The organism is Niveispirillum irakense DSM 11586 (assembly GCF_000429645.1).
Taxonomy (GTDB): Bacteria; Pseudomonadota; Alphaproteobacteria; order Azospirillales; family Azospirillaceae; genus Niveispirillum; species Niveispirillum irakense.
The window spans coordinates 75879-98640 of record NZ_AUCG01000016.1; the positions used below are offsets into that span (position 1 = coordinate 75879).

Here is a 22762-nt window from a genome sequence, read left to right on the forward strand (position 1 = left end):
AAACAGCAGCCCATACGGAACATATGGCCATGGCCAAGCCCGATTACAGCAAACTTCCCTACCGCCCCTGTGTCGGCATCATGCTGATCAACCGGCAGGGCCGTATCTTCGTTGCCAAGCGCACCGACACGCCCGATGCCTGGCAGATGCCCCAGGGCGGAATTGATGAGGGGGAGACGCCTGCCATCGCCGCCCTGCGGGAGCTGGAGGAAGAGATCGGCACCGCCAAGGCCGTCGTCCTGGCGGAAAGCGGGCAATGGCTCTCCTATGACCTGCCACCCCATCTGCTGGGGCGGGTCTGGGGCGGTAAATATCGCGGGCAGACGCAGAAATGGGTCGCCTGCCGCTTCACCGGGTCGGACAGCGATATCAACATCGCCACCGAACATCCGGAATTTGATGCCTGGCAATGGGTGGATGTGGAGGCGCTGCCGCGCCTGATCGTCCCCTTCAAACGGGCGATCTATGACGCGGTGGTGGCGGAGTTCCGCCATCTTGCCGTGCCGGTCTGATAGGCTCTACCCTTCCCCCGGCCAAGCAGAGCCGCCGGGGGAAGGGCAAAACCTTTACCGCTGCATCGCCAGTTCAATCGCCGGGCGCATGGCGATGGTGGCGGTATAGCCAAGCTGGATCAGTTCTTCCGCCCGCTCAAAATCCAGGATGCCGATATGGCCGATGCGCGGCGTCAGCAGCACGTCCGGCGGTTCCCCCGCCAGACGGGACCGGGTGATGCGGTCCTGCATGATGTCGATGGAACTGGCCATCACTTCCAGGATATTGGGCGTGGGTTGCTTGGGCGCGCGGAACTGGGCGGCGAGCGACTTTGTCCGCTCCCCCATCGCGTTCAGCGTCGCGGCAAGCTGGGCCAGCGGCTTCACCCCCGATCCGCGCGGCGGGGCCGGCGGATCGGCGGCGGCGCTGGCCTCATCATCAATCGTGTGATCAGGCAGGGAGACGCTGACCGGCCCCAACTGCGCCTTGGACAGGCGGGGGAATTGCGACAGGTCGCCATTCAGATTGACGGCGATCACCACTTCCGCCCCCAGCGCCCGGCAGAGCGAGACCGGCACCGGGTTGACCAGCGCCCCATCCGCCAGCCACATGCCCTGGAAAGGCACAGCCGGGAACAGGCCGGGAATGGCGGCTGAAGCCCGCACCACATCCAGCATATGCCCTTCCCGCAGCCAGACCTCTTTCCCGGTGGAAAGATCAGTCGCGATGGCGGCAAAGGGGATGGGCAGGCTTTCAATCGGCACATCGGTGCGCGGGTTGCGGAACATCTCATAGGCCTTTTCCACACTGACCAGCCCACCACGGGAAAAGGTGATGTCCAGTAGTTTCAAGGCCCCCAGCATGCCGAAGCTCTGGGCATATTCCTGCAAGGCTTCCAACTGGTCGGTCAGAAAGGCAGCACCGACCACGGCACCAACAGAGGTGCCGCAGAGAATATCCGGTTTCAGGCCAATCTCATTCAGCGCCCGCAGGACACCCACATGGGCCCATCCGCGCGCCGCGCCGCTGCCCAGAGCCAAGCCGATCTTCATGTCACCGCACCGATGGAAAGAGGGGCAAAGGTATCGCCCCGATGGAGACGGATTGCCGCGTTGGGATATGTTTACTTGCACCCCAGGCACCGACGCGGCAATAAGCCCATTACATTACGCCAAAAGGAAGACTGATGCGCGCGATAACCGCCCGTCTGCTCTGGCCGGGACTGCTGGGGCTCTGCATTGCAGGCTACTGGATCGGATGGCAATCAGGCCATGCGGTGCTGGCTTTCAACCTGACCTATTTCGGTCTGGCGGCCGTGTTGCTGGTGCTGGAGCGGGTGCTGCCCTATGAGCAGAGCTGGATGCCCAGCGACGGCCAGCTTTTCAACGATATCGCCCATACGGTGCTGAACAAGGGGCTGGGACAGGTGATCGCGGCGACGGTCGCCATTGCCGGCGTCAGCCAGGCCGGGCCGGAAGCGGCGTCCGGCTGGTGGCCCGGTCATTGGCCGCTCTGGGCGCAGGTGTCGCTGGCCCTGGTGGTGGCCGAGTTCGGCCTGTACTGGGCGCATCGCACCGCCCATGAATTCCGCGCCATCTGGCACTGGCATGCCATCCATCACAGCGTCACCAAGCTGTGGATCGTCAATACCGGTCGGTTCCACTTCCTGGATTCCCTGTGGAAGACCGGTTTCGCCATGGCCGTCGCCTGGGTGGCCGGTGCGCCGAAGGATGTGATCCTGTGGGTCTTGGCGATCACGACCTATATCGGCTTCCTGACCCACTGCAATGTGGATATGCGCTGCGGCCCGCTGAACTGGGTGTTCAGCACGCCGGAACTGCACCGCTGGCACCATAATCGCGACCCGATCGAGGGGAACTGCAATTATGGGGAAAATCTGATCATCTGGGACGTGCTGTTCGGCACCCGCCTGCTGCCCAGCGACCGCAAGCCGCCGGTCAATATCGGCTGCAAGGATGCCGTGCCGGAGACATTCCTGGGCCAGCTCGCCTATCCGTTCCAGGCCTGGGCGCGGCGGGACTTCTGGGCCAAGAAGCTGGGCTAGAGTTAGGTTGGATCAACCTACACCGTCACCCATGCTGCGGCCGGGGTCCAGTTTCGTCGGGTACCAACCCATGATTCTGGACCCTGGCCGCAGCCGGGGCGACGGCGACAACGATGGCCAAGCCCCTCAATAATCCCATTCGAACTGCACGCCGACCTTGCTTTCGGTGCCCAGCTCACCACGCGCCTTGATATGGCGGGTGATGCCATATTCGACCGTGGCCTTGCTCTCGCCCGTGCCCAGTTCCTGCTCCACACCCACATAGAGATTGTCGCCGATATAGCTGCCGGCAGCGACGGTGCCGGCACCGGTACCATCTTCCGAACCCCGGAATTCCAACCGGTCGACGCCAAGGGATCGCTTCACATCATCCACGAAGCCGGGACCGCCACCGAACAGGCCGGTCAACTGCGCAGCACTTTGCGCCAGTTGCAGCGCTTCCAGGGCCGAAAGCTGGCCCGCACCCCGGTTGAACAGCAACCGGGCCAGCACCTCATCCTCCGGATAAGGCGGCTGTGAGGAGAGTTTGACCGTCGGCTTGGACGGACGCCCGCTGACCTCGACAATGGCGGTCAGGTCGCCGCGCTGGGTCCGCGCCTCGATATCCATCCCCGGTTCCAGCGAACCATCGCCCAGGAAGGTCATGTTGGCCCGCATGATGGTGAAGGTCTGGCCCAGCAGGGCCATTTCACCCTTCACCAGGGAGACGGAACCGGACACCAGCGGTTCGGCAGCCGTGCCGCGGACCTTCAGGCTGGCTTTCAGTTCCGCGTCCAGCCCCCGTCCGCCGACATAGATCTGGTTGGGGGCCTCCACGTCGATTTCCAGCCGGACCACCATCACCTCTGGCGGGGTATCGGCGGACTGATTTTCAGCAGAGCTTGCCCCGCCCGGCGGTGCCAGACGCATGGGGTGATTGATCTCGGTCACGGGCAGTTGCGCCACCGTCGGCGGCAGCTTGTCCGGGATGCGGACATGCGCCTCGTCCACATTGATCCGGCCGGCCACAAGCACGTCGGTCAGGGAACCGGTAATGGCGATCTCCGCGCCGGCAACCGCATCCACCATGTCGATCTGCGCCAGTCTGGCCCTGCGCGCAGACAGTTTGAAATCAATCTGGCGGTCGTCGCGTTCCGGCCGGAAGCCGAAGGAGCCGCTGGCCGACACGGTGCCGCCGCCCGGCGTCTTCCCGTCGAAGCTGCGGATGGACAGCCCTTCCGAATCCCCTTCCAGCACAGCCTGGATATCGGTGATGCGCGTTCCCCATTCCTGGTTCTCGTAAGAGGCGCGATCCAGACGGACGGTGCCGCTCAACTGTCGCTGGGCCAGGGTGCCGGCGACGGTCAGGTCCATGATCACCTGCCCCCCCAGCCGGTCCCCGCTGCCGGCCAGCAGATCATTGAACCGGCGCAAGGCCATATTGCCTTCCAGCCGGCCACTGATCGGCTGATCGGTGGGAACAGCGAAGGCGGTAGCGCTGCCTTCCAGCACCAGGGGCAGTTCCCCCCGTGCCGTCAGCCCGACGCCGCTGCCTTCGGAATCCAACTTGAGCGTCACGGCGACACGACCATTACGCCAATTAGCGGAAAGCTCCGCCCCCAGCGGGGTTGGCCCCTTTTCCACCGGCGGAGCGAGGGCAAAATCCCGCAGACGGATGGACATCACACCTTCGGGTGCCGCCACCGTACCGCTGATGCTGGCCGTGCCGTTCAACTCGCCATACAGCGTCCAGGTCGGGTCGATGATCCGGGTCCAGGTCAGCGGCACCTTTACCAGTTCGGCCCGGCCATTCAGGCCGCGCCTGTTCAGGTCCATATTCACGGCCATGCGGCTTTCGCCGGATACCACGGCCAGATTCTGCACCTGCAACAAGCCATCGCCATAGGCGAAGCTGGCAGGTTGCGCCGTCTGGAAGCCGGTTTCGCCATAAGTGCCGCTGAAGCGCTGCAGCAGGAAGCGCAGGATCACGCCCTGCCCCTGCACCGGATCATTGGCGGCAGCAGAGAGGGTGCCGGCCAGCGCCACCTTGACCGGAGCGGATGCCTTGCCGGCAATATCCAGCGTCACATCGGTGGCGGTCAGCGGCCCCTTGGCCGTGGCGGTCAACGTGTCGATCATCGCGTCACCGGGATCAATGCCGGTAGCGCTCAAGGTCATGTCCACCACCGGATCGGTGGTCGCGGCCCCAACCCGGCCATCCAGGGAGACGGTCGCGATGCGCTGCCCATGCCAGCGACGCCAGATTTCCTTGAAATTGGCATCCACCACCACATCCTGGCGGCCACCGCTGTTGGACAGGTCAACGGTGAAGGTGCCATTACCCCACACCTCATCGCCGGCAATGAAGCCGATAATGCCAAGGTCCGGCACCGTGCCGGCCAACCGGCCATCGGCGGTCCCGGTGGCGAGATCTGCCTGGATATTCCCTTCGATCCGGTTGATGCCGACCACGGCTTCCAGCCCGTTCAGGGCTAGCCGGTCACCATTCAGGACAAAATCGCCATTGGCGGCCACCCGCTGGCCGATGATGCTGGTCGTGGCTGCCAACTGCCCACGCGCCGCATCCGGCCCGCCCGTGCCGGTGATTTCCACCAGCGCATCCCCCATGGACAGGCCATCCAGCACCAGATCGCTGCCCTGAAGCCGGGCATTCAGCATCGTGGCGCCGGCGGGCCCTTCTGCCTTGATACTGGCTGTCATTCCGCCAGTCAGCGACCGGCCCAGGGCGCGGCCCAGCGGGGCCAGATCGGCAATACGGCCATTAATGTCTGCAACAAGCTGCTGACCCGCCAGGGCAGCACTGCCGCGCAGGTCCAGCACCGGCGTGACCAGCACCAGATCACGCACCCGCGTTTCCGTTCCCGTCGCGACCACGGCGGACAGGTCCGTCGTGGCGCCCAGCAAGGCGTCCGCTGCCGGCACCCCTACCGAGAGATTGCGGCCACGGGCCTTGATATTGGCTTCCACCCGGTCGCCATTGCGTTTCACGGCGATGTCTGCGCCCAGCGCGCCCGCCAGATCGCGTCCGGCCAGGGCCGACAATGTCGCAAGGTTGGGGCTGTCGATCGTAAGGGCCAGATCGGCCTGCTGCCCCCATTGCCGCAAAGTGCCCTTGCCGGTGCCCCGCAGCAGCGGGCCATCCATGGTCAGGCTGCCAATATCCACCCGCTGTTCCGGCACAAGGACATTGGCTTTCAGGCCCAGCGTCGCACGCTCCCCCTTAAGGGCGCCGCCGCGCATGCCTTCCACGGCGCTGGTCAGGTCCAGGGCGAACCGGTCCAGGGAGCCCTGGGCGGCAACGCTGCCCTTCACATTGATGCTATCGGCGCCAAACTCCTGGAAGCGTGGCGCCTCCACCGTGAAGTCCGTCACCAGATTGGGCACGTCCGGCGTGCCGGTCAGGGTCAGGGTGCCGCGCGTGGCGGTGAAATAGCGCTCCTCGCCCAGGAAAGGATGCAGGGCGGATGTCTCCGGCACCTGGATATAGGCCCCCAGATTGATAGCGCGGCTGGTCAGGTCATAGGCACCACCGCCGGCCAGCGTGCCGGCAGCCACTTCCACCGTCACCCCGTCCAGCGCGATGCTGCGACCGGGATCAATCAGGCCGCCGGCGCCGATCTTCAGGTTCGGCCCCACCAGTTCCCGCCAGGATGCCGGCAGCAGCGCCTGGATATCGCCATCGGCATCCAGGCCAAAGGTCAGCTTGCCGCCCGCCGGACGGATCCGCGCCTGGGCACGGCCATTGACGATATCGCCGGCCCTGGCTGTCAGGTTGCCGGTCCAGTCATTCAGCGGCCCATCGCCTTCCAGCGTTACGGTGAAGGCGGGACGGCCGGGAATGTCCAGCAACTCCGCCACCAGACCATTCTCCGGTTCCGCCGCGATGGCGGCCAGGGTCAGGCGCTGGCCCGGCTGATAGGTGGCATCCAGCTTCAAAGTGCCAGGCCGGTCATCGATCCGGGCGATTTCCAGATGCGCCTGCCCGCTGGGCAGACCCGCCGGGATCAGGGCATGGCCCTGAAGGTTCAGAACTGCCGGGTCGCCGCCCAGCAATTCAGCCCCCAGGTCAATACGGCCCGCCTGGACCCGCGTCAGATCGATGGCGACCGGCAGGCGGAAAGCGGGTGCCGTGGGGTCTTCCGGCTCCTCCGGCCCTGGCAAGGGCGCGCGGACGACATTGATCTTGTCAGCCGACAGCAGATCGATATCCACCCGCCGCGACAGCAGCGCCCAGGGCGACCAGTCCAGCCGGGCGCCTTCCACGGCCAGCCAGACACCATTGGCATCCGCCATGGTCAGCCGGGCCAGCCGCAGATCGAACAGGTTGCCTTCCGCCCCGGCCAGGCCAAGGCCGGGCACCAGCTTCTGCGCCTGGGCCAGGGCGAAATCCCGCCCCGATCCGGTGCCCAGCCAGATGATGGCGGCAGCCAATATCAGAAGAACCAACCCGATCAGGGTGGCGAAGCCGGCAGCGATCCAGGCTAAAGGTGCGCGCATGATGGTTCCCTCCCCGCCTCAGAACGCCTGACCGATGCTGACATAAAGCTGGAAACTATTGTCTCCGCTCCGTTTATTCAGCGGCATGGCGGCATCGACGCGGATCGGGCCGATGGGCGTGTAATAACGGCCGCCAATACCGGCGGCATAGCGCATCCCTTCGCCAAAATCGGGATACTCGGTCGTATAGACATTGCCGGCATCGACAAAGGGGACGATGCCGATATTCTCCGTCACCTTGATGCGCATCTCCGCGCTGAATTCCAGCAGCGAGACACCGCCCGTCGGCTCTCCGTCCGCATCGCGCGGTCCCACCTTCTGGTAACCGTACCCCCGGATCGAGCCGCCGCCGCCGGCATAAAACCGCTTATCGGCCGGCACATCCAGCAGCCCGCCGCCGATAACAGCGCCATAGACGCCGCGCAGGGCCGCAACATAGTTGCCATTATCGGAAAAGTCGAAATAGGTGGAGCCGCTGACCCTGGCCGTGGCGAAGCTGCTGCTGTCACCAAAGGCCGCGAAATAGGGAGTGACATTGCCAGCCAGCCGGAACCCTTCCGTCGGGTTCAAGAGATCATTGCTCTTGTCCCAGGTCAGCGCCACGGGGAAGCCCAGCAGCGTGTTGGTCGTGGATTGCTGGCTTTCGTCAATCTTGGACTGTTCCAGCGTCACACCCAGGGAGCCGGTCAGTTCCCGGTTGAACTTCCGGTCCACCGCCGCCGTCAGCACGATGGCGTCCCGGCGATAGGCATCCGGCCGTTCCGAAACGGCCTCCGCCGACAGGTTCAAAGACTGGCGGCGGGACAGGAAATCCGGCTGCTTGTAGGTGGTGATCAGACGGTAATCCAGTTCACTGATATCGGTTGTCGTGCCCCGGCGGGAAATGCCGGCGATCTGCGCCCCGACCCGGAACTGTTCCGCCCCGCCCAGCAGGTTGCGATGCCCCCAATAGGCATTGGCCCCGAAGCCGTCCTCGGTCGAATAATCGGCCCCGAAGCCGACATAGCGCATGTCGCGTTCCTGCACATCAATCAGCACGGGGGCGTTGCCCTCATCGTCCGGCGCATCGGCCAGGCGGACACGAACGGAAGAGAAGACCCCCAGATCGGCCAGGGCCTGGCGCCCCTCCTCCATGACGGATGGATGGTATGGCAGGCCGGGGCGCCAGGGCATGCGCCGACGCACGGCGCGCTCCTCCACATCCTCCAGCCCGGACACCTGGATGCGCCCGAAATTCACCTTCGGGCCGGGATCGATCATATAAGTGATGTCCATGCCCGTCTTGGCATGATCGACAATATATTTACGGTCCAGCACGGTCGCGTAGGCATAGCCCTTCTCGGCAAAGCGGGGCAGGATGCGCCCCTCTGCGGTCTGGATTTCCGGCCCGTCCGCCGGGCTGCCCACGGCCAGGCCCAGATCGGCGGCCGTCGGCAGGTCGCCGGCCAGATCCTTGCCATCCTTGCCCTTCAAGGTCAGGGAGGTGATGCGGTAACGCTCCCCCTCCTCCACATTCACAATCACCTTGGCCGGTTGGGCCTCCACATCGATTTCAAGATCGATGATGGCATCGTAAAAGCCGGCGGAACGCAGGGCCGCCGTCATCCGATCCAGATCGGCATCGGCCCGGCGACGAAGCCCGATGGGCGAGGGCGGCGGCTCGTCCCGCAAAGCGACCAGACGGGAGACATCGCGCAGGAGATTGTTCAACCCCTGGCGATCCTCCACCCCCCTTATCTCCACCTCGTACCGCGTCTCCTGGGCCAGGACAGGCATAACCGCCAGCAGCGATACACCCGTCAGGGCCGACATCAGGAACCGTTTCCGCATCTTCCGTATTTCCCATTAACTTCGGGCTTGGCGTCTATCGTGGCAGGTGAGCGCAGCCGGCACCAGACGGAACCCGTAACGCCTTGGGGCTACATCTTGTTGCATATTGGAATAAGAGACTTCGACTTAAGGTTAGGGGACCGTGCCAGCGAAGCAACCATACAGGCGAATTGGGGCGGTCCTGCAGCAGGGTCCTGTCACAGAAACTTCACCCACGCCTCGCGCAAGGCAGCCCGGCAGGATGCGCCCTAGGCGTCAAAGGGCGGCTTGATTATATTGCGCCGCGATAGACAGCCCGACCCCAGACCTGATGGCCATCGCCGCCGCAGGCCCGGTGGCGGGCATTTTTCGTGCGCGAACCTCTTTCCGGTGGACCAGGATTGGGCGGCGCGCTCGCGACCAAATTCAGGGCCCCACATGGAATTGCGCAATATCGCCATCATCGCCCACGTCGACCATGGCAAGACCACCCTGGTGGACATGCTGTTGAAGCAGTCGGGTACGTTCCGCGAAAACCAACAGGTCGCCGAACGCGCCATGGACAGCAACGACCTGGAGCGTGAGCGCGGCATCACCATCCTGGCCAAGTGCACCTCCGTTGTCTGGAACGACGTTCGCATCAACATCGTCGATACCCCCGGCCACGCCGATTTCGGCGGTGAGGTGGAGCGTATCCTGAACATGGTGGACGGCGTCTGCCTGCTGGTGGACAGCGCCGAAGGCCCGCTGCCGCAGACCAAGTTCGTGCTTGGCAAGGCGCTGAAGCTGGGCATGCGCCCGATGGTGATCGTCAACAAGATCGACCGTCAGGACGCCCGCCCCGACGAAGTGCATAACGAGATTTTCGACCTGTTCGCTTCGCTGGACGCCACCGACGAACAGCTCGACTTCCCCACCCTGTTCGCTTCCGGCCGCAATGGCTGGGCCGTGAACAACCTGGATGACGAGCGCAAGGATCTGACCCCGCTGTTCGAGCTGGTGGTCAACCATGTGCCGGCGCCGAAGGTGGACAGCGTCGATGCGCCGTTCAAGATGCTGGCGACCACCCTGGAAGCCAACCCCTATCTGGGCCGCATCCTGACCGGCCGTATCCAGTCCGGCCGCATCAAGACCAACATGGCCATCAAGGCCCTGACCCGCGATGGCAAGCTGATCGAGCAGGGCCGTGCGTCGAAGGTGCTGGCCTTCCGCGGCCTGGAGCGCGTGCCGGTTGAAGAGGCGCAGGCGGGTGACATCGTCGCCATTGCCGGTCTGGTGAAGAGCACGGTCGCCGACAGCATCGTGGAAATGAGTGTGGATGAGCCGTTGTCGGCCCAGCCGATCGATCCGCCGACGCTGGCCATGACCTTCTCGGTCAATGACAGCCCGCTCGCCGGTCGTGAAGGCGACAAGGTCACCAGCCGCATGATCCGTGACCGCCTGATGCGCGAAGCGGAAGGCAATGTCGCCCTGCAGATCCGCGAAACCGCCAATGCCGACGCTTACGAAGTGGCCGGCCGCGGCGAATTGCAGCTTGGCATCCTGATCGAAACCATGCGCCGCGAAGGCTTCGAGCTGTCGATCAGCCGTCCGCGCGTGGTGATGCAGACCGACGAAAACGGCCAGAAGCTGGAGCCGATCGAGGAAGTCGTCATCGACGTGGATGAGGAATTCTCCGGCGTCGTCGTTCAGAAGCTGAACGAGCGCAAGGGCGAAATGCTGGAAATGAAGCCCTCGGGCGCCGGCAAGCTGCGTCTGGTGTTCCACGTCCCGTCGCGCGGCCTGATCGGTTATCAGGGCGAATTCCTGACCGATACCCGCGGCACCGGCGTCATCAACCGCCTGTTCGCCGATTACATGCCCTATAAGGGCGCCATCCCGGGCCGCCGCAATGGCGTGCTGATCTCCAACTCCGATGGCGAGGCCGTGGCCTACGCCCTGTGGAACCTGGAAGATCGCGGCCCGATGATGATCGAACCCGGCTGGAAGGTTTACGAAGGCATGATCGTGGGTGAACATACCCGCGAGAATGACCTGGAAGTGAACGTCCTGAAGGGCAAGAAGCTGACCAACATCCGCACCACCAGCAAGGATGAAGCCGTCGTTCTGACGCCGCCGATCCGCATGTCGCTGGAAAAGGCCCTGTCCTACATCCAGGACGACGAGCTGGTGGAAGTGACGCCGAAGTCGATCCGCCTGCGTAAGAAGCTGCTGGACCCGAACGCGCGCAAGCGCGCCGAGCGTGCGGCCGAAGCCGAGTAATACCAACGGTCATAATTCATGACCGTTGGTACGGCGGCGACTGCCGCCGCGCCGCTCATGCGGCGTAGCCAAGCCAGTGGATGCTGGCGCCGGCGATTGAGGAGCAGGAAAGGTTGACCAACGGTCAAGATTTCCTGCCGCTGGTATAAGGCTTAACGGTTTCGCTGAATGACAAAGCCCCCGCCGGAGCGATCCGGCGGGGGCTTTTGTTTTTGTAACCGCGTTGGGCCCTAAGGGGCCGCTGTATCCCGGATCAGCGATCCGCCATGGTGCGGGTGCGGGCATCCCATCCCAGCATGGCTGTGGCGGCCACATCCTCCAATTCAGCCCGGCTGGCCCCATCGCGGGCCAGGATCGACATGCCGCTCTGTATGGTTTGCACAAAACGGGCAAGGCCATGGGTGTCGATAGAGGCCGATATCTCACCTTCCGAGACAGCCCGTTCAATCCGCGCCAGGAGACGGTGCAAGGTCACGGCACGCGCCCCCTGGACCAGTTCCCCCAGCTCCGCATGCCCTTCACAGCCCACAGCGGAAAGGGTCACCATGCAGCCACGGGGCATATCGGCGGTGCAGCCGGGCAAAACCTTGGCGGAATCCATCAGCAGCGCATGGACGGCCGCCCTGGCCGTCGGGGCGACCAGAAAGCCGCCCCAAACCAGATGCTCATATTGTCCGCCGTAATAACGCAGCGCTTCAGCATAAAGCGCCTCCTTCGATCCGAAAGCCGCGTAAAGGCTGGGAGAGCCGATCCCCATCGCCTGGGTAAGATCGGCAATCGATGTCGCCTCATATCCCTTGGTCCAGAACAAACGGGTGGCTTGGGCCAGCGCCATGTCGCGGTTGAACGCACGCGGGCGGCCACGGCTGCGCGCAGCAGGTACTTCAGGATTTTCGAGGGGCGGTTCTGATTTCTGCATCGATCAATATATAATTCGATTGACATGCCATGGCAATGGGTCCAGCTATTTATGTATCAATCGATACATAAAGGATCGACTCATGAGTGACTTGATTGGCAAGCGCGCCCTGGTAACCGGCGGTTCGCGCGGAATCGGGGCCAGCATCGCGCTGGCGCTGGCGGAAAGGGGCGCAGATGTCGCCATCACCTACGAACGCTCTGCCGACCGCGCGGCAGCGGTGGCGCAGGCGATTGAAGGCAAAGGCCGGCGCGCAGTCGCCATCCAGGCGGATAGTGGCGATCCGGAAGCCGTAAAGCGTTCTGTTGCAGAGGCCGTAGCCGCTTTGGGCGGGATTGATATCCTGGTGAACAATGCCGGCATCGCCCGCGTCGGCGCACTGGCTGACATCAGCCTGGAAGATATCGACGCGCTTTTGAATGTGAATGTCCGCGCAGCCATCCTGTTTTCCCAGGCGGTTATCCCGCATCTGGGGCGGGGCGGGCGCATCATCCTGATCGGATCGTGCCTGGCCGACCGTATGGTGGGCACAAATGTGACGGTCTATGCGATGACCAAATCGGCCCAGGTCTCCCTGACCCGTGGCTTGGCACGTGAACTGGGCGACCGTGGCATCACCGTCAATCTGGTGCAGCCGGGGGCAACCGAGACGGATATGAACCCGGCGAACGGAGAGATGGCCGATGCCCTGCGCGCCCTGACCCCGCTGGGTCATTATGGGGAGCCGGAAGATGTGGCGGCCGCGGTCACCTTCCTGGCAAGCCCCGCTGCGCGCCAGATCAATGGCACCAGCCTTACCGTGGATGGCGGGCTGAACGCCTGACCACAGGTTTTTCAAATAACTTTGCTTTGCGGGGGGCCGGTGAAAGCCGGCCCCGTTCCTTTTAGATTTCTGCGAAAAGCTCCCCCTGATCGCGGACGCGCTTCAACATGCTGACACGCAGCTTGTTCATGGCCCGGCTTTCCAACTGCCGGACACGCTCCTTGCTGACGCCCAGAACGCGGCCCAGTTCTTCCAGCGTCACCCCTTCATCACGCAGGCGGCGTTCCGCAATGATCTGGCGTTCACGGGGGGAAAGCTCGCCCAGCGCCTCCGCCAGCCATTTTGACCGCATGCGGCCATCGCGCATGCCAATCACCACATCTTCCGGCGAGGGGCGCTGGTCGGGCAGCAGATCCTGCCATTCGCCGTCCCCCGCCTCAGTCAGCGGATTGTTCAGCGACTGGTCAGCGGCGGCCAGCCGCATTTCCATCGTCTCCACCTCCTGCACATCCACATCCAGGATGCGGGCAATCTCCTGCCGGCCTTCCGCGCTCATCGCATCGGAAGAAGGGTTGCCGGCGATCTGGGCCCGCAGGCGGCGCAGGTTGAAGAAGAGGGATTTCTGCGCCGCCGTGGTGCCGGTGCGCACAATGGACCAGTTGCGCAGGATATAATCCTGCATGGCGGAGCGAATCCACCAGGCGGCGTAAGTGGAAAAACGGACATCCCGTTCCGGCTCAAACCGGCTGGCAGCCTGCATCAGACCGACATTGCCTTCCTGGACCAGTTCCCCCATGGCCAAGCCGTAATGGCGGAAACGACCGGCGGCGGCCACGACCAGGCGGGTATAGCTGCGCACCAGTTCGTGCAGCGCCCGCTCATCCCCTTTTTCACGCCAGCGACGCGCCAGTTCCTGCTCATGGTCGCGTTCGAGCAGCGGTTCCTTCATCGCGCTGCGGATGAAGGTCAGATTGGCGCGTTGGGTCTGCACGTCGTCAAGGTGGGCCATTGCCTGTTTCTCCCTGCCAAACCGCCGCCAGGGGGCGCATCGGTTGTCATGGCCGGAATACGTGACAGGCCCGCCGTTGGATCACTGGCGGGGATACTTCCTTTGGTTATAGTCCCACGATTACCGATCCAGACCGGACCCGGCGGGCGGTTGCCGGATCAGGCTTCCACCATGTCCAGCAACGCCCCCTCAGGGGAGAAACAGCCGCACACCAGCCGGCCGCCAAAGCCGGCCCCGCCATCCAGGCTGGCCGTGTGGGTACCGATCACCGGCCCCTGTGCGTGAGTCGGGTCATAACCGCGGACGATGCGCCGGACATCGCCATAGGGCGTATCAATCCGGGCAAAGCTGCCGCCCCCCCACCAGAAAATATCCGCCTGCATATGCAGCGGCTTGGCGGGATCAAGCCCGGCATTGACGAAAAGCAGGCTGGCCGGCTCCCCGTCCGGGTTGCTGGTATAGGCGGCGCGGCGCAGGCAGGCGAACAGATTGTCATGCCCGGCGGCATTGCGGACGGCGGTCCGCAACTCGTTGGTCCAGCGGGTCAGCCCGACAGCCCCGTCGCGCGCTGCCGCCATCCCGTAAGCCGCTGTGCCGCCATAAGCGATCAGCGTCGCCTCCACGCCCTGGCCGATCATCCATTGCAGAACGGCGCTGGGGTTGGGCGCGAACTGAAGCTGCAGCAGCTTCTGCCACATCTCTTCCTGCCCGCCGCGCAGATAGACGATATCGCTGGCCAGCACGCTGGGCTTGGCCATCAGATGGCGGCGGAAATAGAGCAGCTCTTCCATCGTCTCAAACACGGTCGGTCCACGCCCGATCATGTTGCCGAGATAGATCAGCCGGTCACCCGCCTGGAAACGGGCGCCAATATCCTCATGCAATGCCGCCAGCCGGCCCGCCTCGCCATGAATGGCGCCAACGGCCCAGATGCGGCGCGGCCGTCCGAGCAGGGCGAATTTCTGGTCGTCTGACATCCGGGAAGAAACTCTCGGGCGAACGGAAAGGAACGACCCTGAGTGTACGGGGGCGCGCGACGCAAAAAAAGGGGCGACCCGCATCGGGCCACCCCTTTTCATACTAAATATCCCGTCCTGTCACCACCGGCTTAGCCGATCTTGTGGTATGGGCCGAACGGGCCCTGTGTTCAGGAACGGATCAGGCAGCCTTGCTCAGCACGGCTTCCAGCTTTTCCGTCGCCTTGCGCTCGTCGATCTTTTCCACAACGGCCAGTTCACGGGCCAGACGCTCCAGCGCGGCATGATAAATCTGCCGCTCGCTGTAAGACTGGTCGGACTGGTCTTCGCCGCGATACAGGTCGCGCACCACTTCAGCGATGGAAACCGGGTCGCCGGAATTGATCTTCGCCTCATATTCCTGGGCGCGACGGCTCCACATGATGCGCTTGATCTTGCTGGGGCCCAGCAGCGTCTCCATCGCGGCCTTGATCCGGTCCTTGGAGGACAGGCGGCGCAGACCGGAAGCCTTGGCCTTCGCCACCGGAACCTTCAGCGTCATCCGTTCCTTTTCGAACTGGATGGCGTACAGCGTGACGCTCATGTCGCCAATGCTGTGGGTCTCGATCCCGATGATCTGGCCCACGCCATGGGCCGGATAAACAACGTGATCGCCGGTAACGAAATCTTGGCTGTCAGACATCTTCGCTTGGCTCTCATTCTTCGGCACAGCTCGGGCACCACAGGAAAAAGACGCCTTCCACCGCCATATTTACAATGGCGGGGTGCAGGCATCCTCTCGCGGGGCTCGGGCGAAAATGGACCGCGCGCTTAAAAAGGGGCCAAACGGCCGGCGCACGGTTCCTCGCGAAGACCAATATAGTGGATATTACCGCCGTATGACAGAGCTAGCACGCCTTGTTCCGCAAAAGTTCCGAAGGAAAGCGGTTATGTCGGGCATGCAGGCGCCGCATGGACGCAAAAAGTGACCGGCCAGCGCATTATAGTGCCGGCCCAGTCGCCTTCGGTGATTACTTGCCCGGATTGGGGCTGAAATATTTGGCGAACTTGTCCGGCACACCCTTCCAGGCGTCGGCATCGTCCGGGGCCTTCTTCTTACGGGTGATGTTCGGCCACTTTTCCGCGTAATCGCGGTTCATGCCCAACCACTGCTCAGCCTGGGGATCGGTATCGGGGATGATGGCTTCAGCCGGGCATTCCGGCTCGCACACACCGCAATCGATACATTCATCGGGATGGATGACCAGGGTGTTCTCGCCTTCGTAGAAACAATCCACGGGGCAAACCTCGACGCAATCCATGAACTTGCACTTGATGCACAGTTCGGTGACGACGTATGGCATCCTTCCATCACTCCTCAACGGCGGCGCCCACGGGGCCGGCTTCCCGGCGGGCGCCCCTTGCTCAACAAAACCCGGCTTGGCCGGAAGACCCCGATCAGGTCAGGCCCAGGGCAGCCTTGACCCGGCGCTGGGCTTCACCACGATCCCGGTCGGAGACGTAGAGCAAACCACCCACCCGGCGCAACAGGCTGGATTCGAGATGGTGCAGCGCGCCATCCGCATAGACGACATGCCACAGCATTTCGATAATCGCTACCCGTTCGTCATACTCCATCGCGTCTTTCAGCCGCGACGTGAAAGCATACCATTGCGCCGGCCCGTCGGAGAGGGTGGACGCCGACCGCACCAGTTCCTCCACCTCGGCCTCGTCCAGCTTGAAATGGCTGGAAAGCAGGGTGCGGATTGTTTCCATCTCCTCCCCGCTGGTGGTGCCATCCAGGCGGGCCGCCTCCACCATCAGGCAGGCGGCTGCCAGATGCACGCGGTCGGGACCATCCAGCCCATCAAGGGCACGGTCAGGCTGGGTGAAAAGGCGGCGAATTCGGTTCAGCATCGCAACGGTCCCGGCTCTCTTTAAAAAGGTCAGATAGGGATGGGGAAACCGTTTGGCGAGAGCGCATGTTCCGGCTAGCGTGCCACCATGAATGATGATGTCCGCCGCCACGCCCCCGCCACACTGCGCAACCGCGCGCCCATTCTCGCCATTCTGGAACAGGTTCTGCCTGCCACGGGGCATCTGCTGGAAGTGGCCAGCGGCAGCGGGGAGCATGCGGTTTTTCTGGCCAGCCATCTTGGCGGCTGGCAGTGGCAGCCCAGTGATCCGGACGCGGATGCCCGCGCCAGCATTGCCGCCTGGACCCAGGCGGAAGGCGTGCCCAACATCGCCCCGCCCCTGGCAATCAATGCCCTGGACCCGACCTCATGGCCGTCCGGGCCTTTCGACGCCATGCTATGCGTCAACATGATCCATATTGCACCCTGGGAGGCGACCCTGGGCCTGTTCGCTGCCGCCGGTCGGTTGCTGCCCACCGGTGCGCCGCTGATCCTTTATGGCCCCTATAAGCGGGGCGGCCAGCATACGGCCGACAGCAACGCCGCCTTCGATGCCGATCTGCGCGCCCGCGACCCGCGCTGGGGCGTGCGCGACCTGGAAACAGTGGCCGACCTGGCAGCCACCCACGGCTTCGGCGCGCCCGCCATCCACGAAATGCCAGCCAACAATCTGACCGTCATTTTCACCCGGCAGTGACCAAGCCCCAGCCGGCAGGCCGCGTCTCGCTTGATCCGTCGATATATTCCATGAGATATAACGATTCCCCTTCCCCAGCGGGATATGATCATGCGGGCATTGCGTCGTTCCCTCATCGCCGGCCTGTTGGCTGGCCTGACCCTGTTGCTGGCCCCGCTATCGCCGGCACTGGCACAGGATCGGCCCGTCACCATTTTCGCCGCCGCCAGCCTGAAAACGGCATTGGACAAGGCGCTGGCGGCGTACAGAACCCAGACGGGAACGGCTGCCGTCGCCTCCTATGCCGCCAGTTCGGCCCTGGCCAAGCAGATCGCAGCCGGCGCGCCGGCAGATATCTTCATCTCCGCCGATCAGGACTGGATGGATAATCTGGCGCAGCAGAAGCTGATCAAGCCGGAAAGCCGCGTCACCCTGCTGGGCAACCGGCTGGTGCTGATCACGCCGAAAGCCACCGGCAAGGCGGGTGAGATCGCTGACCTGCCCAGCCTGCTGGGCGACGGCAAACTGGCCATGGCCGATACAGCGGGCGTGCCGGCGGGCAAATATGGCAAGGCGGCGCTGACCAAGCTGGGCCTGTGGGACAAGGTGCAAGGCCAGGTCGCCCAAGCGGAAAATGTACGCGCCGCCCTGGCCCTGGTGGCACGCGGAGAGGCTGCCGCCGGCATCGTCTATGCCAGCGACGCGGTTGCGGAACCGAACGTGACAGTCATCGCCACCTTCCCCGCCGACAGCCACGCGCCGATTGAATATCCGGCCGCCCTGCTGGGTACCGCCGGACCAGAGGCCGAAAAGCTGTTGAAGTTTCTTTCCAGCCCCGCCGCGCGGCGCTATTTCGAAGAACAGGGTTTCACCTTTCTGGTCAATTGATCCGTGCTTGATTTCACGCCCGAGGAATGGACGGCCATCCGCCTGTCCCTGAAGGTCGCCTTCTGGGCGGTGCTGGCCAGCCTGCCGCCGGGCATCCTGGTGGCGTGGCTGCTGGCGCGGGGCCGGTTTCCCGGTCGTATCCTGCTGGATGGGCTGGTGCATCTGCCGCTGGTGCTGCCGCCGGTGGTGACGGGCTATCTGCTGCTGCTGTTGTTTGGCCGTCAGGGCCCCTTGGGCAAGATGCTGGCAGAGGTGGGGATTACCTTTGCCTTCAACTGGACCGGTGCGGTGCTGGCCTGCGCCATCATGGCCTTTCCCCTGCTGGTACGGGCCATCCGCCTGTCACTGGAAGCCATCGACCCGAAGCTGGAACAGGCCGCCGGCAGCCTGGGCGCGCCGCCCTGGGCCGTGTTCGCCACAATCACCATGCCCCTGGCCCTGCCCGGCATCCTGGCCGGCGCCATCCTCTGCTTTGCCAAGGCGTTGGGGGAGTTTGGCGCCACCATCACCTTTGTTTCCAACATCCCCGGCGTGACCCAAACCCTGCCATCGGCCATCTATAGCCATCTTCAGGTGCCGAGTGGCGACGGGCCGGCTTTGCGGCTGACCCTGGTATCGGTCGCCATCGCCATATTCGCCCTGATCGCCAGCGAATTACTGGCACGGCAGGTGCGCCGCCGGGTGGGGGGTGGCGATGCTTGAGATTGACCTGACCCACCGGCAGGGCAATTTCACCCTGACCGCGCGGTTCACCACCGGACCGGGGGTGACCATCCTGCTGGGACCCTCCGGGGCGGGGAAAACCACCCTGCTGGATCTGGTCGCCGGCCTGAAGCGACCGGAGAGCGGGCATATCAAGGTTGAGGACACGGTGTTGACCGATGCCGGGGCCGGCATCTTCCAGGCCCCGCACCAGCGCCGCATTGGCTATGTCTTCCAGGAAGCGCGGCTGTTCCCACACCTGACCGTGCGACAGAACCTGCTCTATGGCCGGCTGTTTACGCGGGCAACACCGCCCGCCGGGCTGGATACCATTGCCGATCTGCTGGATATCGCGCCGCTGCTGGCCCGCCGCCCGCGCGACCTGTCCGGGGGGGAACGGCAGCGCGTGGCCATTGGCCGCGCCCTGCTTTCCGCCCCCCGGCTGCTGCTGCTGGATGAACCGCTTTCCGCCCTGGATGCCGCGCGCAAGGCGGAATTGCTGCCCTATCTGGTGCGCCTGCGCGACCAGATGCAGCTGCCCATGCTCTATGTCACCCACCAGCCGGCGGAGGTGGCGAGCCTGGCCACGGGCTGGATCGGCGTGCAGGATGGGCAGGCGGGACCAATCCCGCCCCCGGCCCAGGCTCAATAACCCAGGCTGCCCACCGCGGGACCGACGGCAACGCCGATCTCCTTCAAGATCACATCCAGCAGGCCCGACGCACCAAAGCGGAAACGGGCCGGCGAGACCCAGCCTTCGCCGCAAATCTCATCCGCCAGCCCCATATAGGTGGCCGCTGCCGTAAGGTCGCGGATACCGCCCGACGCCTTGAAACCGACCGGGCGCGGTGCCGTGCGGCAGGCTTCCAGCATGATGCGGGCGGCACTGGGCGTGGCCCCGGCAGGCACTTTGCCGGTGGAGGTTTTCAGGAAATCAGCGCCCGCCGCCACGGCAACCGCCGAAGCACGCTCCACCAGCACCGGCTTGGCCAAGGCACCGCTTTCCAGGATCACCTTCATCAGCGCATCGCCGCAGGCTTCCCGGCAGCGGGCCAGATGGTCGGCGGCGCGCTGCCCCGATCCGTGCATGATGTCGGCATAGGGCATCACCACATCAATCTCGTCGGCACCGGCTTCCAGCGCCCGCGCGATCTGGTCGGCCACCTTATCCGCGCCGAAACTGCCGCCGGGGAAGTTCACCACCGTGGCGATCCGCACGCAAGTACCATCCAAAAGCTGTTTCGCCTGCGAAACAAAGCTGGGCCACAAACACACAGCAGCGACATTTCCCGCCGCCGTCACCGCCTTGGCGCACAGCGCAGCCGTGCTTTCAGCATCATCACCATCATTCAGGCTGGTCAGATCCAGCAGCGGCAAGGCGCGACGTGCGACAGCACCGAAATCCATTTCGGCATCGGAATGATCAGCCATTTGTCAGAATCCCAGATTATCGGGGCCGAAGCTGAAGGGCAGCAATTCCCCCAGTGTGAAGCTTTGGCGATAGCCGCCGGCATCATAGATATGGATCGGCGTGTCGGGGCCGGCAAATTCCCGGATGCGCTGGCGGCAGCCGCCGCAGGGGGTGCAGATCAGGCCGGAACCGGCCTCTCCGCCCACCACCACCAGTTCAGTGATGCGCCGGTCGCCCGATGCCACCATCAGGCCAATGGCCGTGGCTTCCGCGCATTGGCCCTGGGGATAGGCCGCATTTTCCACATTGCAGCCGGCATGGATGCGACCGCTTTCCGACCGGATGGCGGCACCGACCTTGAAGCCGGAATAGGGCGCATGGGCCAGCAGGCGCGTGGCCTTGGCCGCATCAAACAAATCGGGGGCCGACGGAGGGGCGTGATCACTCATGGCATCTGCCTGTGGGAAGAAAAATCACCCCAGCATAGGCCGCCGGGGGCCGCGCGGGAAAGGCCTACGATCCGGCAGCGTCATAATGGCCGACCGCATCGGCCGGCACGACCAGCCGGTCCCCCGGTTGCAGCACGGCCAGCAGCGCCAGCATGGAAGGTCGTTCCAGGGCGATGCAGCCGGCCGTGCCGGGAAAACCAGGCCGGGCCAGATGGACAAAAACGGCGCTGCCCAGCCCCGGCACGGGCGGGTCATCATTATGGCCGGGCACCAGCACCAGATCGTAAATATCCTCGTCCATCCACATCACCTCATGCGAGGCGGTGAACGGCAGCTTCACCGGACGGTTATAATCCGGGTGGGCCGGGTCGTCGCACCAGCCATCTGCCCGTTCAATCCCGTCCAGGGGCAGGCCGGTGAAGGGCGGCACCTGTCGGTCGGGCCGGTAGAAGGCGCGGCGGAAAGGGAAAACCCCCACCGGGGTCGCCCCATCCCCTTCCCGCTTATCCAGCCGCACCCCGCCCCTTCCCACCGCGCAAGCTACGCGATTGCCCGGCCAGCACAGGGCATAGGTGCCATCCTCCTGCCGGATCAGGGTCACATCCATGATGGATCAGGAAGTGGGCGTGGGCTGGAAGCTCTGCGGCGCCGGATCAATGGCGACATTGCCGCTGCGCGTCACTTCCATCACCGCCAGCCCCCGTTCCGACACGCCGGACGGCAGCAGGCGGAAAATGCCTTCCACTCCGCCAAACCCGTTGGGGCTGGTCAGGGCCTGGGTGGTGAAGCCTTCGCGACCACCATTGCGGGCCAGCACGGCGGCCAGCGCCGTGGCATCATAGGCCAGCGAGGCCAGCCGGTGCGGCTTATAGCCGTAAAGCTCCTGGAAGCGGCTTTCAAAGGCGGTGCGGCCTTCCGCCGGCGGGGCCGCGAACCAGCCGCCGACCAGCGCCGGCTCCCGTCCCAGACCCGGCTCATCCCACAGGCCCGTGCCCAGCAGGCGGACCGGGCCCGTATCAATATCAAAGAAGGGCAGCACCGCCGCCACTTCGCGCAAGGTCGCCCCGCCTTCTGCGATCAGCAGCGCATCGAACGGCAGATCGCCGAACGTGTCGGCATTGGACAGGCGGCGCAGGGCCTGAAGCGACGCCTCATCCCCCAGGCTTTCCAGCCGCGCCCGTTCCGTCGCCAGGGCGGCGCGGCGATTATCATAATCGGACAGGCGCTTGATAATCTCGGTCAGGTCGGAGGCTCCGGGGGCAAACCGCTCCACCTTGGTGACCTCCGCCCCCCATTGGCCTGCCGCCTTGGACAAAGCCTGCACCGTGGCCTCGCCATAAGGCGTGGCGGGGGCCAGGATGGCGAAGCGCTTGGCCCCCCGGTCTGCCGCAAGGGCGGCAACGCGGCGCACCTGCTCATGCGGCTGAAAACCCAGGATCCAGACGCCACCGCCAGCAACATTCCAATCACTGGAGAAACTCACCACAGGACGGCCGGCAGCCGCCGCGATGGGCCGGACGGCGGATGCCTCCGCCGCGAAAACCGGGCCCAGCACGATGGACGCACCATCTGCGATCACGGTCCGCGCTGCTGCCGCAGCCCCATCGGGCGCGCCCTTGCTGTCGCGGGGCAGCAGCAGCAGCTTTTCATCCCCCAGATCGAAGATGGCCATTTGCGCAGCGTCCAGCATGCTCTGGCCAATGGCGGCACTGGCGCCCGACAGCGGCAGCAGCAGCGCCACCCGCACCTTGTCATCCACCGGTTGGGCAGCCATGGGCGGGGGCGTCACCACCGGGGGCGGGGTTGTCACGACAGGGGCTTGCGGGGCAGGGGGCGGGGCCGTTACCGTGCCGGGGCTGGCACAGGCCGACAAAAGCCCGGCCCCCAGGGCCAGCACTGCCAGCTTGGCGGCCATCCGGCGCCCGTCGATCCGTCTCATCCGCAACCC

General features: G+C 64.5%; 21 protein-coding genes. 8 read left to right on the forward strand and 13 right to left on the reverse strand.

The annotated features are described in order from the left end of the window. Positions 1 to 23: 23 nt before the first annotated feature. The gene (locus tag G473_RS0103790; protein ID WP_029012005.1) at positions 24 to 512 is read left to right on the forward strand and encodes an RNA pyrophosphohydrolase; all 489 of its coding nucleotides are present in this window, start codon (positions 24 to 26) and stop codon (positions 510 to 512) included. Positions 513 to 566: 54 nt separating this feature from the next. Here the strand turns inward: G473_RS0103790 and G473_RS0103795 are convergent, their stop codons facing one another. Continuing rightward, positions 567 to 1544 carry a patatin-like phospholipase family protein gene (locus G473_RS0103795; protein ID WP_029012006.1) on the reverse strand — a complete coding sequence of 326 codons (978 nt, stop codon included), beginning with the start codon at positions 1542 to 1544 and terminating at the stop codon, positions 567 to 569. Positions 1545 to 1678: 134 nt separating this feature from the next. Here G473_RS0103795 and G473_RS24965 point away from each other — a divergent pair, with 134 nt between their 5' ends. Next, positions 1679 to 2557: a sterol desaturase family protein gene (locus tag G473_RS24965; RefSeq protein WP_051329853.1), complete on the forward strand. Its 879-nt coding sequence runs from the start codon at positions 1679 to 1681 to the stop codon at positions 2555 to 2557. A 126-nt stretch (positions 2558 to 2683) separates the two neighbouring features. On the opposite strand, the gene G473_RS0103805 is transcribed toward G473_RS24965, so the two are convergent. Both G473_RS0103805 and G473_RS0103810 read right to left on the reverse strand, forming a co-directional pair. Then, on the reverse strand, positions 2684 to 7054 hold the full coding sequence (locus G473_RS0103805) for a translocation/assembly module TamB domain-containing protein (protein ID WP_029012007.1): 4371 nt from the start codon (positions 7052 to 7054) through the stop codon (positions 2684 to 2686). A gap of 18 nt (positions 7055 to 7072) precedes the next feature. Continuing rightward, positions 7073 to 8884, reverse strand: coding sequence for an autotransporter assembly complex protein TamA (locus G473_RS0103810; RefSeq protein WP_051329854.1), 1812 nt, complete (start codon positions 8882 to 8884; stop codon positions 7073 to 7075). A 417-nt stretch (positions 8885 to 9301) separates the two neighbouring features. Between G473_RS0103810 and typA the strand changes: the two genes are divergently transcribed. Continuing rightward, positions 9302 to 11125 (forward strand): translational GTPase TypA, encoded by a 1824-nt coding sequence (gene typA / locus G473_RS0103815; RefSeq protein ID WP_029012009.1) that lies wholly within the window; start codon positions 9302 to 9304, stop codon positions 11123 to 11125. Positions 11126 to 11378: 253 nt separating this feature from the next. On the opposite strand, the gene G473_RS0103820 is transcribed toward typA, so the two are convergent. Further along, positions 11379 to 12044 (reverse strand): TetR/AcrR family transcriptional regulator, encoded by a 666-nt coding sequence (locus G473_RS0103820; RefSeq protein ID WP_029012010.1) that lies wholly within the window; start codon positions 12042 to 12044, stop codon positions 11379 to 11381. Between the two features lie 82 nt (positions 12045 to 12126). On the opposite strand from G473_RS0103820, the gene G473_RS0103825 reads away from it, so the two are divergent. After that, a complete protein-coding gene (locus G473_RS0103825) occupies positions 12127 to 12867 on the forward strand; it encodes an SDR family NAD(P)-dependent oxidoreductase (RefSeq protein ID WP_029012011.1) in 741 nt (246 codons plus the stop codon). A gap of 61 nt (positions 12868 to 12928) precedes the next feature. On the opposite strand, the gene G473_RS0103830 is transcribed toward G473_RS0103825, so the two are convergent. The 5 genes from G473_RS0103830 to G473_RS0103850 all read right to left on the reverse strand — a co-directional run bounded on the left by G473_RS0103830 (position 12929) and on the right by G473_RS0103850 (position 16689). Next, positions 12929 to 13816 carry an RNA polymerase factor sigma-32 gene (locus G473_RS0103830; RefSeq protein WP_029012012.1) on the reverse strand — a complete coding sequence of 296 codons (888 nt, stop codon included), beginning with the start codon at positions 13814 to 13816 and terminating at the stop codon, positions 12929 to 12931. Positions 13817 to 13974: 158 nt separating this feature from the next. Beyond that, positions 13975 to 14793, reverse strand: a complete 819-nt coding sequence (locus G473_RS0103835; protein ID WP_029012013.1) for a metallophosphoesterase family protein — start codon at positions 14791 to 14793, stop codon at positions 13975 to 13977. Between the two features lie 181 nt (positions 14794 to 14974). Beyond that, a complete protein-coding gene (locus tag G473_RS0103840) occupies positions 14975 to 15475 on the reverse strand; it encodes a CarD family transcriptional regulator (protein ID WP_029012014.1) in 501 nt (166 codons plus the stop codon). A gap of 328 nt (positions 15476 to 15803) precedes the next feature. Continuing rightward, complete coding sequence (gene fdxA, locus G473_RS0103845; protein WP_029012015.1) at positions 15804 to 16136, reverse strand: ferredoxin FdxA; 333 nt, start codon at positions 16134 to 16136, stop codon at positions 15804 to 15806. A gap of 94 nt (positions 16137 to 16230) precedes the next feature. Next, complete coding sequence (locus tag G473_RS0103850) at positions 16231 to 16689, reverse strand: tellurite resistance TerB family protein (protein ID WP_029012016.1); 459 nt, start codon at positions 16687 to 16689, stop codon at positions 16231 to 16233. A gap of 87 nt (positions 16690 to 16776) precedes the next feature. Between G473_RS0103850 and G473_RS0103855 the strand changes: the two genes are divergently transcribed. The 4 genes from G473_RS0103855 (at position 16777) to modC (ending at position 19606) form a co-directional block, all read left to right on the forward strand. Continuing rightward, a complete protein-coding gene (locus G473_RS0103855; protein ID WP_029012017.1) occupies positions 16777 to 17385 on the forward strand; it encodes a DUF938 domain-containing protein in 609 nt (202 codons plus the stop codon). Between the two features lie 90 nt (positions 17386 to 17475). Next, positions 17476 to 18252: a molybdate ABC transporter substrate-binding protein gene (modA, locus tag G473_RS0103860; RefSeq protein WP_029012018.1), complete on the forward strand. Its 777-nt coding sequence runs from the start codon at positions 17476 to 17478 to the stop codon at positions 18250 to 18252. 3 nt (positions 18253 to 18255) lie between these two features. Next, positions 18256 to 18954 carry a molybdate ABC transporter permease subunit gene (gene modB / locus G473_RS0103865; RefSeq protein ID WP_029012019.1) on the forward strand — a complete coding sequence of 233 codons (699 nt, stop codon included), beginning with the start codon at positions 18256 to 18258 and terminating at the stop codon, positions 18952 to 18954. Continuing rightward, positions 18947 to 19606: a molybdenum ABC transporter ATP-binding protein gene (modC, locus tag G473_RS24970; RefSeq protein ID WP_051329855.1), complete on the forward strand. Its 660-nt coding sequence runs from the start codon at positions 18947 to 18949 to the stop codon at positions 19604 to 19606. The genes modB and modC overlap by 8 nt, the downstream gene beginning before the upstream one ends. Here modC and deoC read toward each other — a convergent pair. The 4 genes from deoC to G473_RS0103890 form a co-directional block, all read right to left on the reverse strand. Then, positions 19600 to 20385, reverse strand: a complete 786-nt coding sequence (gene deoC, locus G473_RS24975) for a deoxyribose-phosphate aldolase (RefSeq protein ID WP_051329856.1) — start codon at positions 20383 to 20385, stop codon at positions 19600 to 19602. The two genes, modC and deoC, sit on opposite strands and share 7 nt — an antisense overlap. A gap of 3 nt (positions 20386 to 20388) precedes the next feature. After that, the gene (cdd, locus tag G473_RS0103880) at positions 20389 to 20814 is read right to left on the reverse strand and encodes a cytidine deaminase (protein ID WP_029012020.1); all 426 of its coding nucleotides are present in this window, start codon (positions 20812 to 20814) and stop codon (positions 20389 to 20391) included. Between the two features lie 64 nt (positions 20815 to 20878). Beyond that, a complete protein-coding gene (locus G473_RS0103885) occupies positions 20879 to 21421 on the reverse strand; it encodes a L,D-transpeptidase family protein (protein WP_029012021.1) in 543 nt (180 codons plus the stop codon). A 6-nt stretch (positions 21422 to 21427) separates the two neighbouring features. Further along, positions 21428 to 22753, reverse strand: coding sequence for a penicillin-binding protein activator (locus G473_RS0103890; protein WP_245579980.1), 1326 nt, complete (start codon positions 22751 to 22753; stop codon positions 21428 to 21430). Positions 22754 to 22762 lie beyond the last annotated feature (9 nt).

Excerpts from the sequence above, each read along its gene's own strand:
- G473_RS0103790 (WP_029012005.1), top strand. The coding sequence starts at position 24 with ATGGCCATGGCCAAGCCCGATTACAGCAAACTTCCCTACCGCCCCTGT.
- G473_RS0103795 (WP_029012006.1), bottom strand. The coding sequence starts at position 1,544 with ATGAAGATCGGCTTGGCTCTGGGCAGCGGCGCGGCGCGCGGATGGGCC.
- G473_RS24965 (WP_051329853.1), top strand. The coding sequence starts at position 1,679 with ATGCGCGCGATAACCGCCCGTCTGCTCTGGCCGGGACTGCTGGGGCTC.
- G473_RS0103805 (WP_029012007.1), bottom strand. The coding sequence starts at position 7,054 with ATGCGCGCACCTTTAGCCTGGATCGCTGCCGGCTTCGCCACCCTGATC.
- G473_RS0103810 (WP_051329854.1), bottom strand. The coding sequence starts at position 8,884 with ATGCGGAAACGGTTCCTGATGTCGGCCCTGACGGGTGTATCGCTGCTG.
- typA (WP_029012009.1), top strand. The coding sequence starts at position 9,302 with ATGGAATTGCGCAATATCGCCATCATCGCCCACGTCGACCATGGCAAG.
- G473_RS0103820 (WP_029012010.1), bottom strand. The coding sequence starts at position 12,044 with ATGCAGAAATCAGAACCGCCCCTCGAAAATCCTGAAGTACCTGCTGCG.
- G473_RS0103825 (WP_029012011.1), top strand. The coding sequence starts at position 12,127 with ATGAGTGACTTGATTGGCAAGCGCGCCCTGGTAACCGGCGGTTCGCGC.
- G473_RS0103830 (WP_029012012.1), bottom strand. The coding sequence starts at position 13,816 with ATGGCCCACCTTGACGACGTGCAGACCCAACGCGCCAATCTGACCTTC.
- G473_RS0103835 (WP_029012013.1), bottom strand. The coding sequence starts at position 14,793 with ATGTCAGACGACCAGAAATTCGCCCTGCTCGGACGGCCGCGCCGCATC.
- G473_RS0103840 (WP_029012014.1), bottom strand. The coding sequence starts at position 15,475 with ATGTCTGACAGCCAAGATTTCGTTACCGGCGATCACGTTGTTTATCCG.
- fdxA (WP_029012015.1), bottom strand. The coding sequence starts at position 16,136 with ATGCCATACGTCGTCACCGAACTGTGCATCAAGTGCAAGTTCATGGAT.
- G473_RS0103850 (WP_029012016.1), bottom strand. The coding sequence starts at position 16,689 with ATGCTGAACCGAATTCGCCGCCTTTTCACCCAGCCTGACCGTGCCCTT.
- G473_RS0103855 (WP_029012017.1), top strand. The coding sequence starts at position 16,777 with ATGAATGATGATGTCCGCCGCCACGCCCCCGCCACACTGCGCAACCGC.
- modA (WP_029012018.1), top strand. The coding sequence starts at position 17,476 with ATGCGGGCATTGCGTCGTTCCCTCATCGCCGGCCTGTTGGCTGGCCTG.
- modC (WP_051329855.1), top strand. The coding sequence starts at position 18,947 with ATGCTTGAGATTGACCTGACCCACCGGCAGGGCAATTTCACCCTGACC.
- deoC (WP_051329856.1), bottom strand. The coding sequence starts at position 20,385 with ATGGCTGATCATTCCGATGCCGAAATGGATTTCGGTGCTGTCGCACGT.
- cdd (WP_029012020.1), bottom strand. The coding sequence starts at position 20,814 with ATGAGTGATCACGCCCCTCCGTCGGCCCCCGATTTGTTTGATGCGGCC.
- G473_RS0103885 (WP_029012021.1), bottom strand. The coding sequence starts at position 21,421 with ATGGATGTGACCCTGATCCGGCAGGAGGATGGCACCTATGCCCTGTGC.
- G473_RS0103890 (WP_245579980.1), bottom strand. The coding sequence starts at position 22,753 with ATGAGACGGATCGACGGGCGCCGGATGGCCGCCAAGCTGGCAGTGCTG.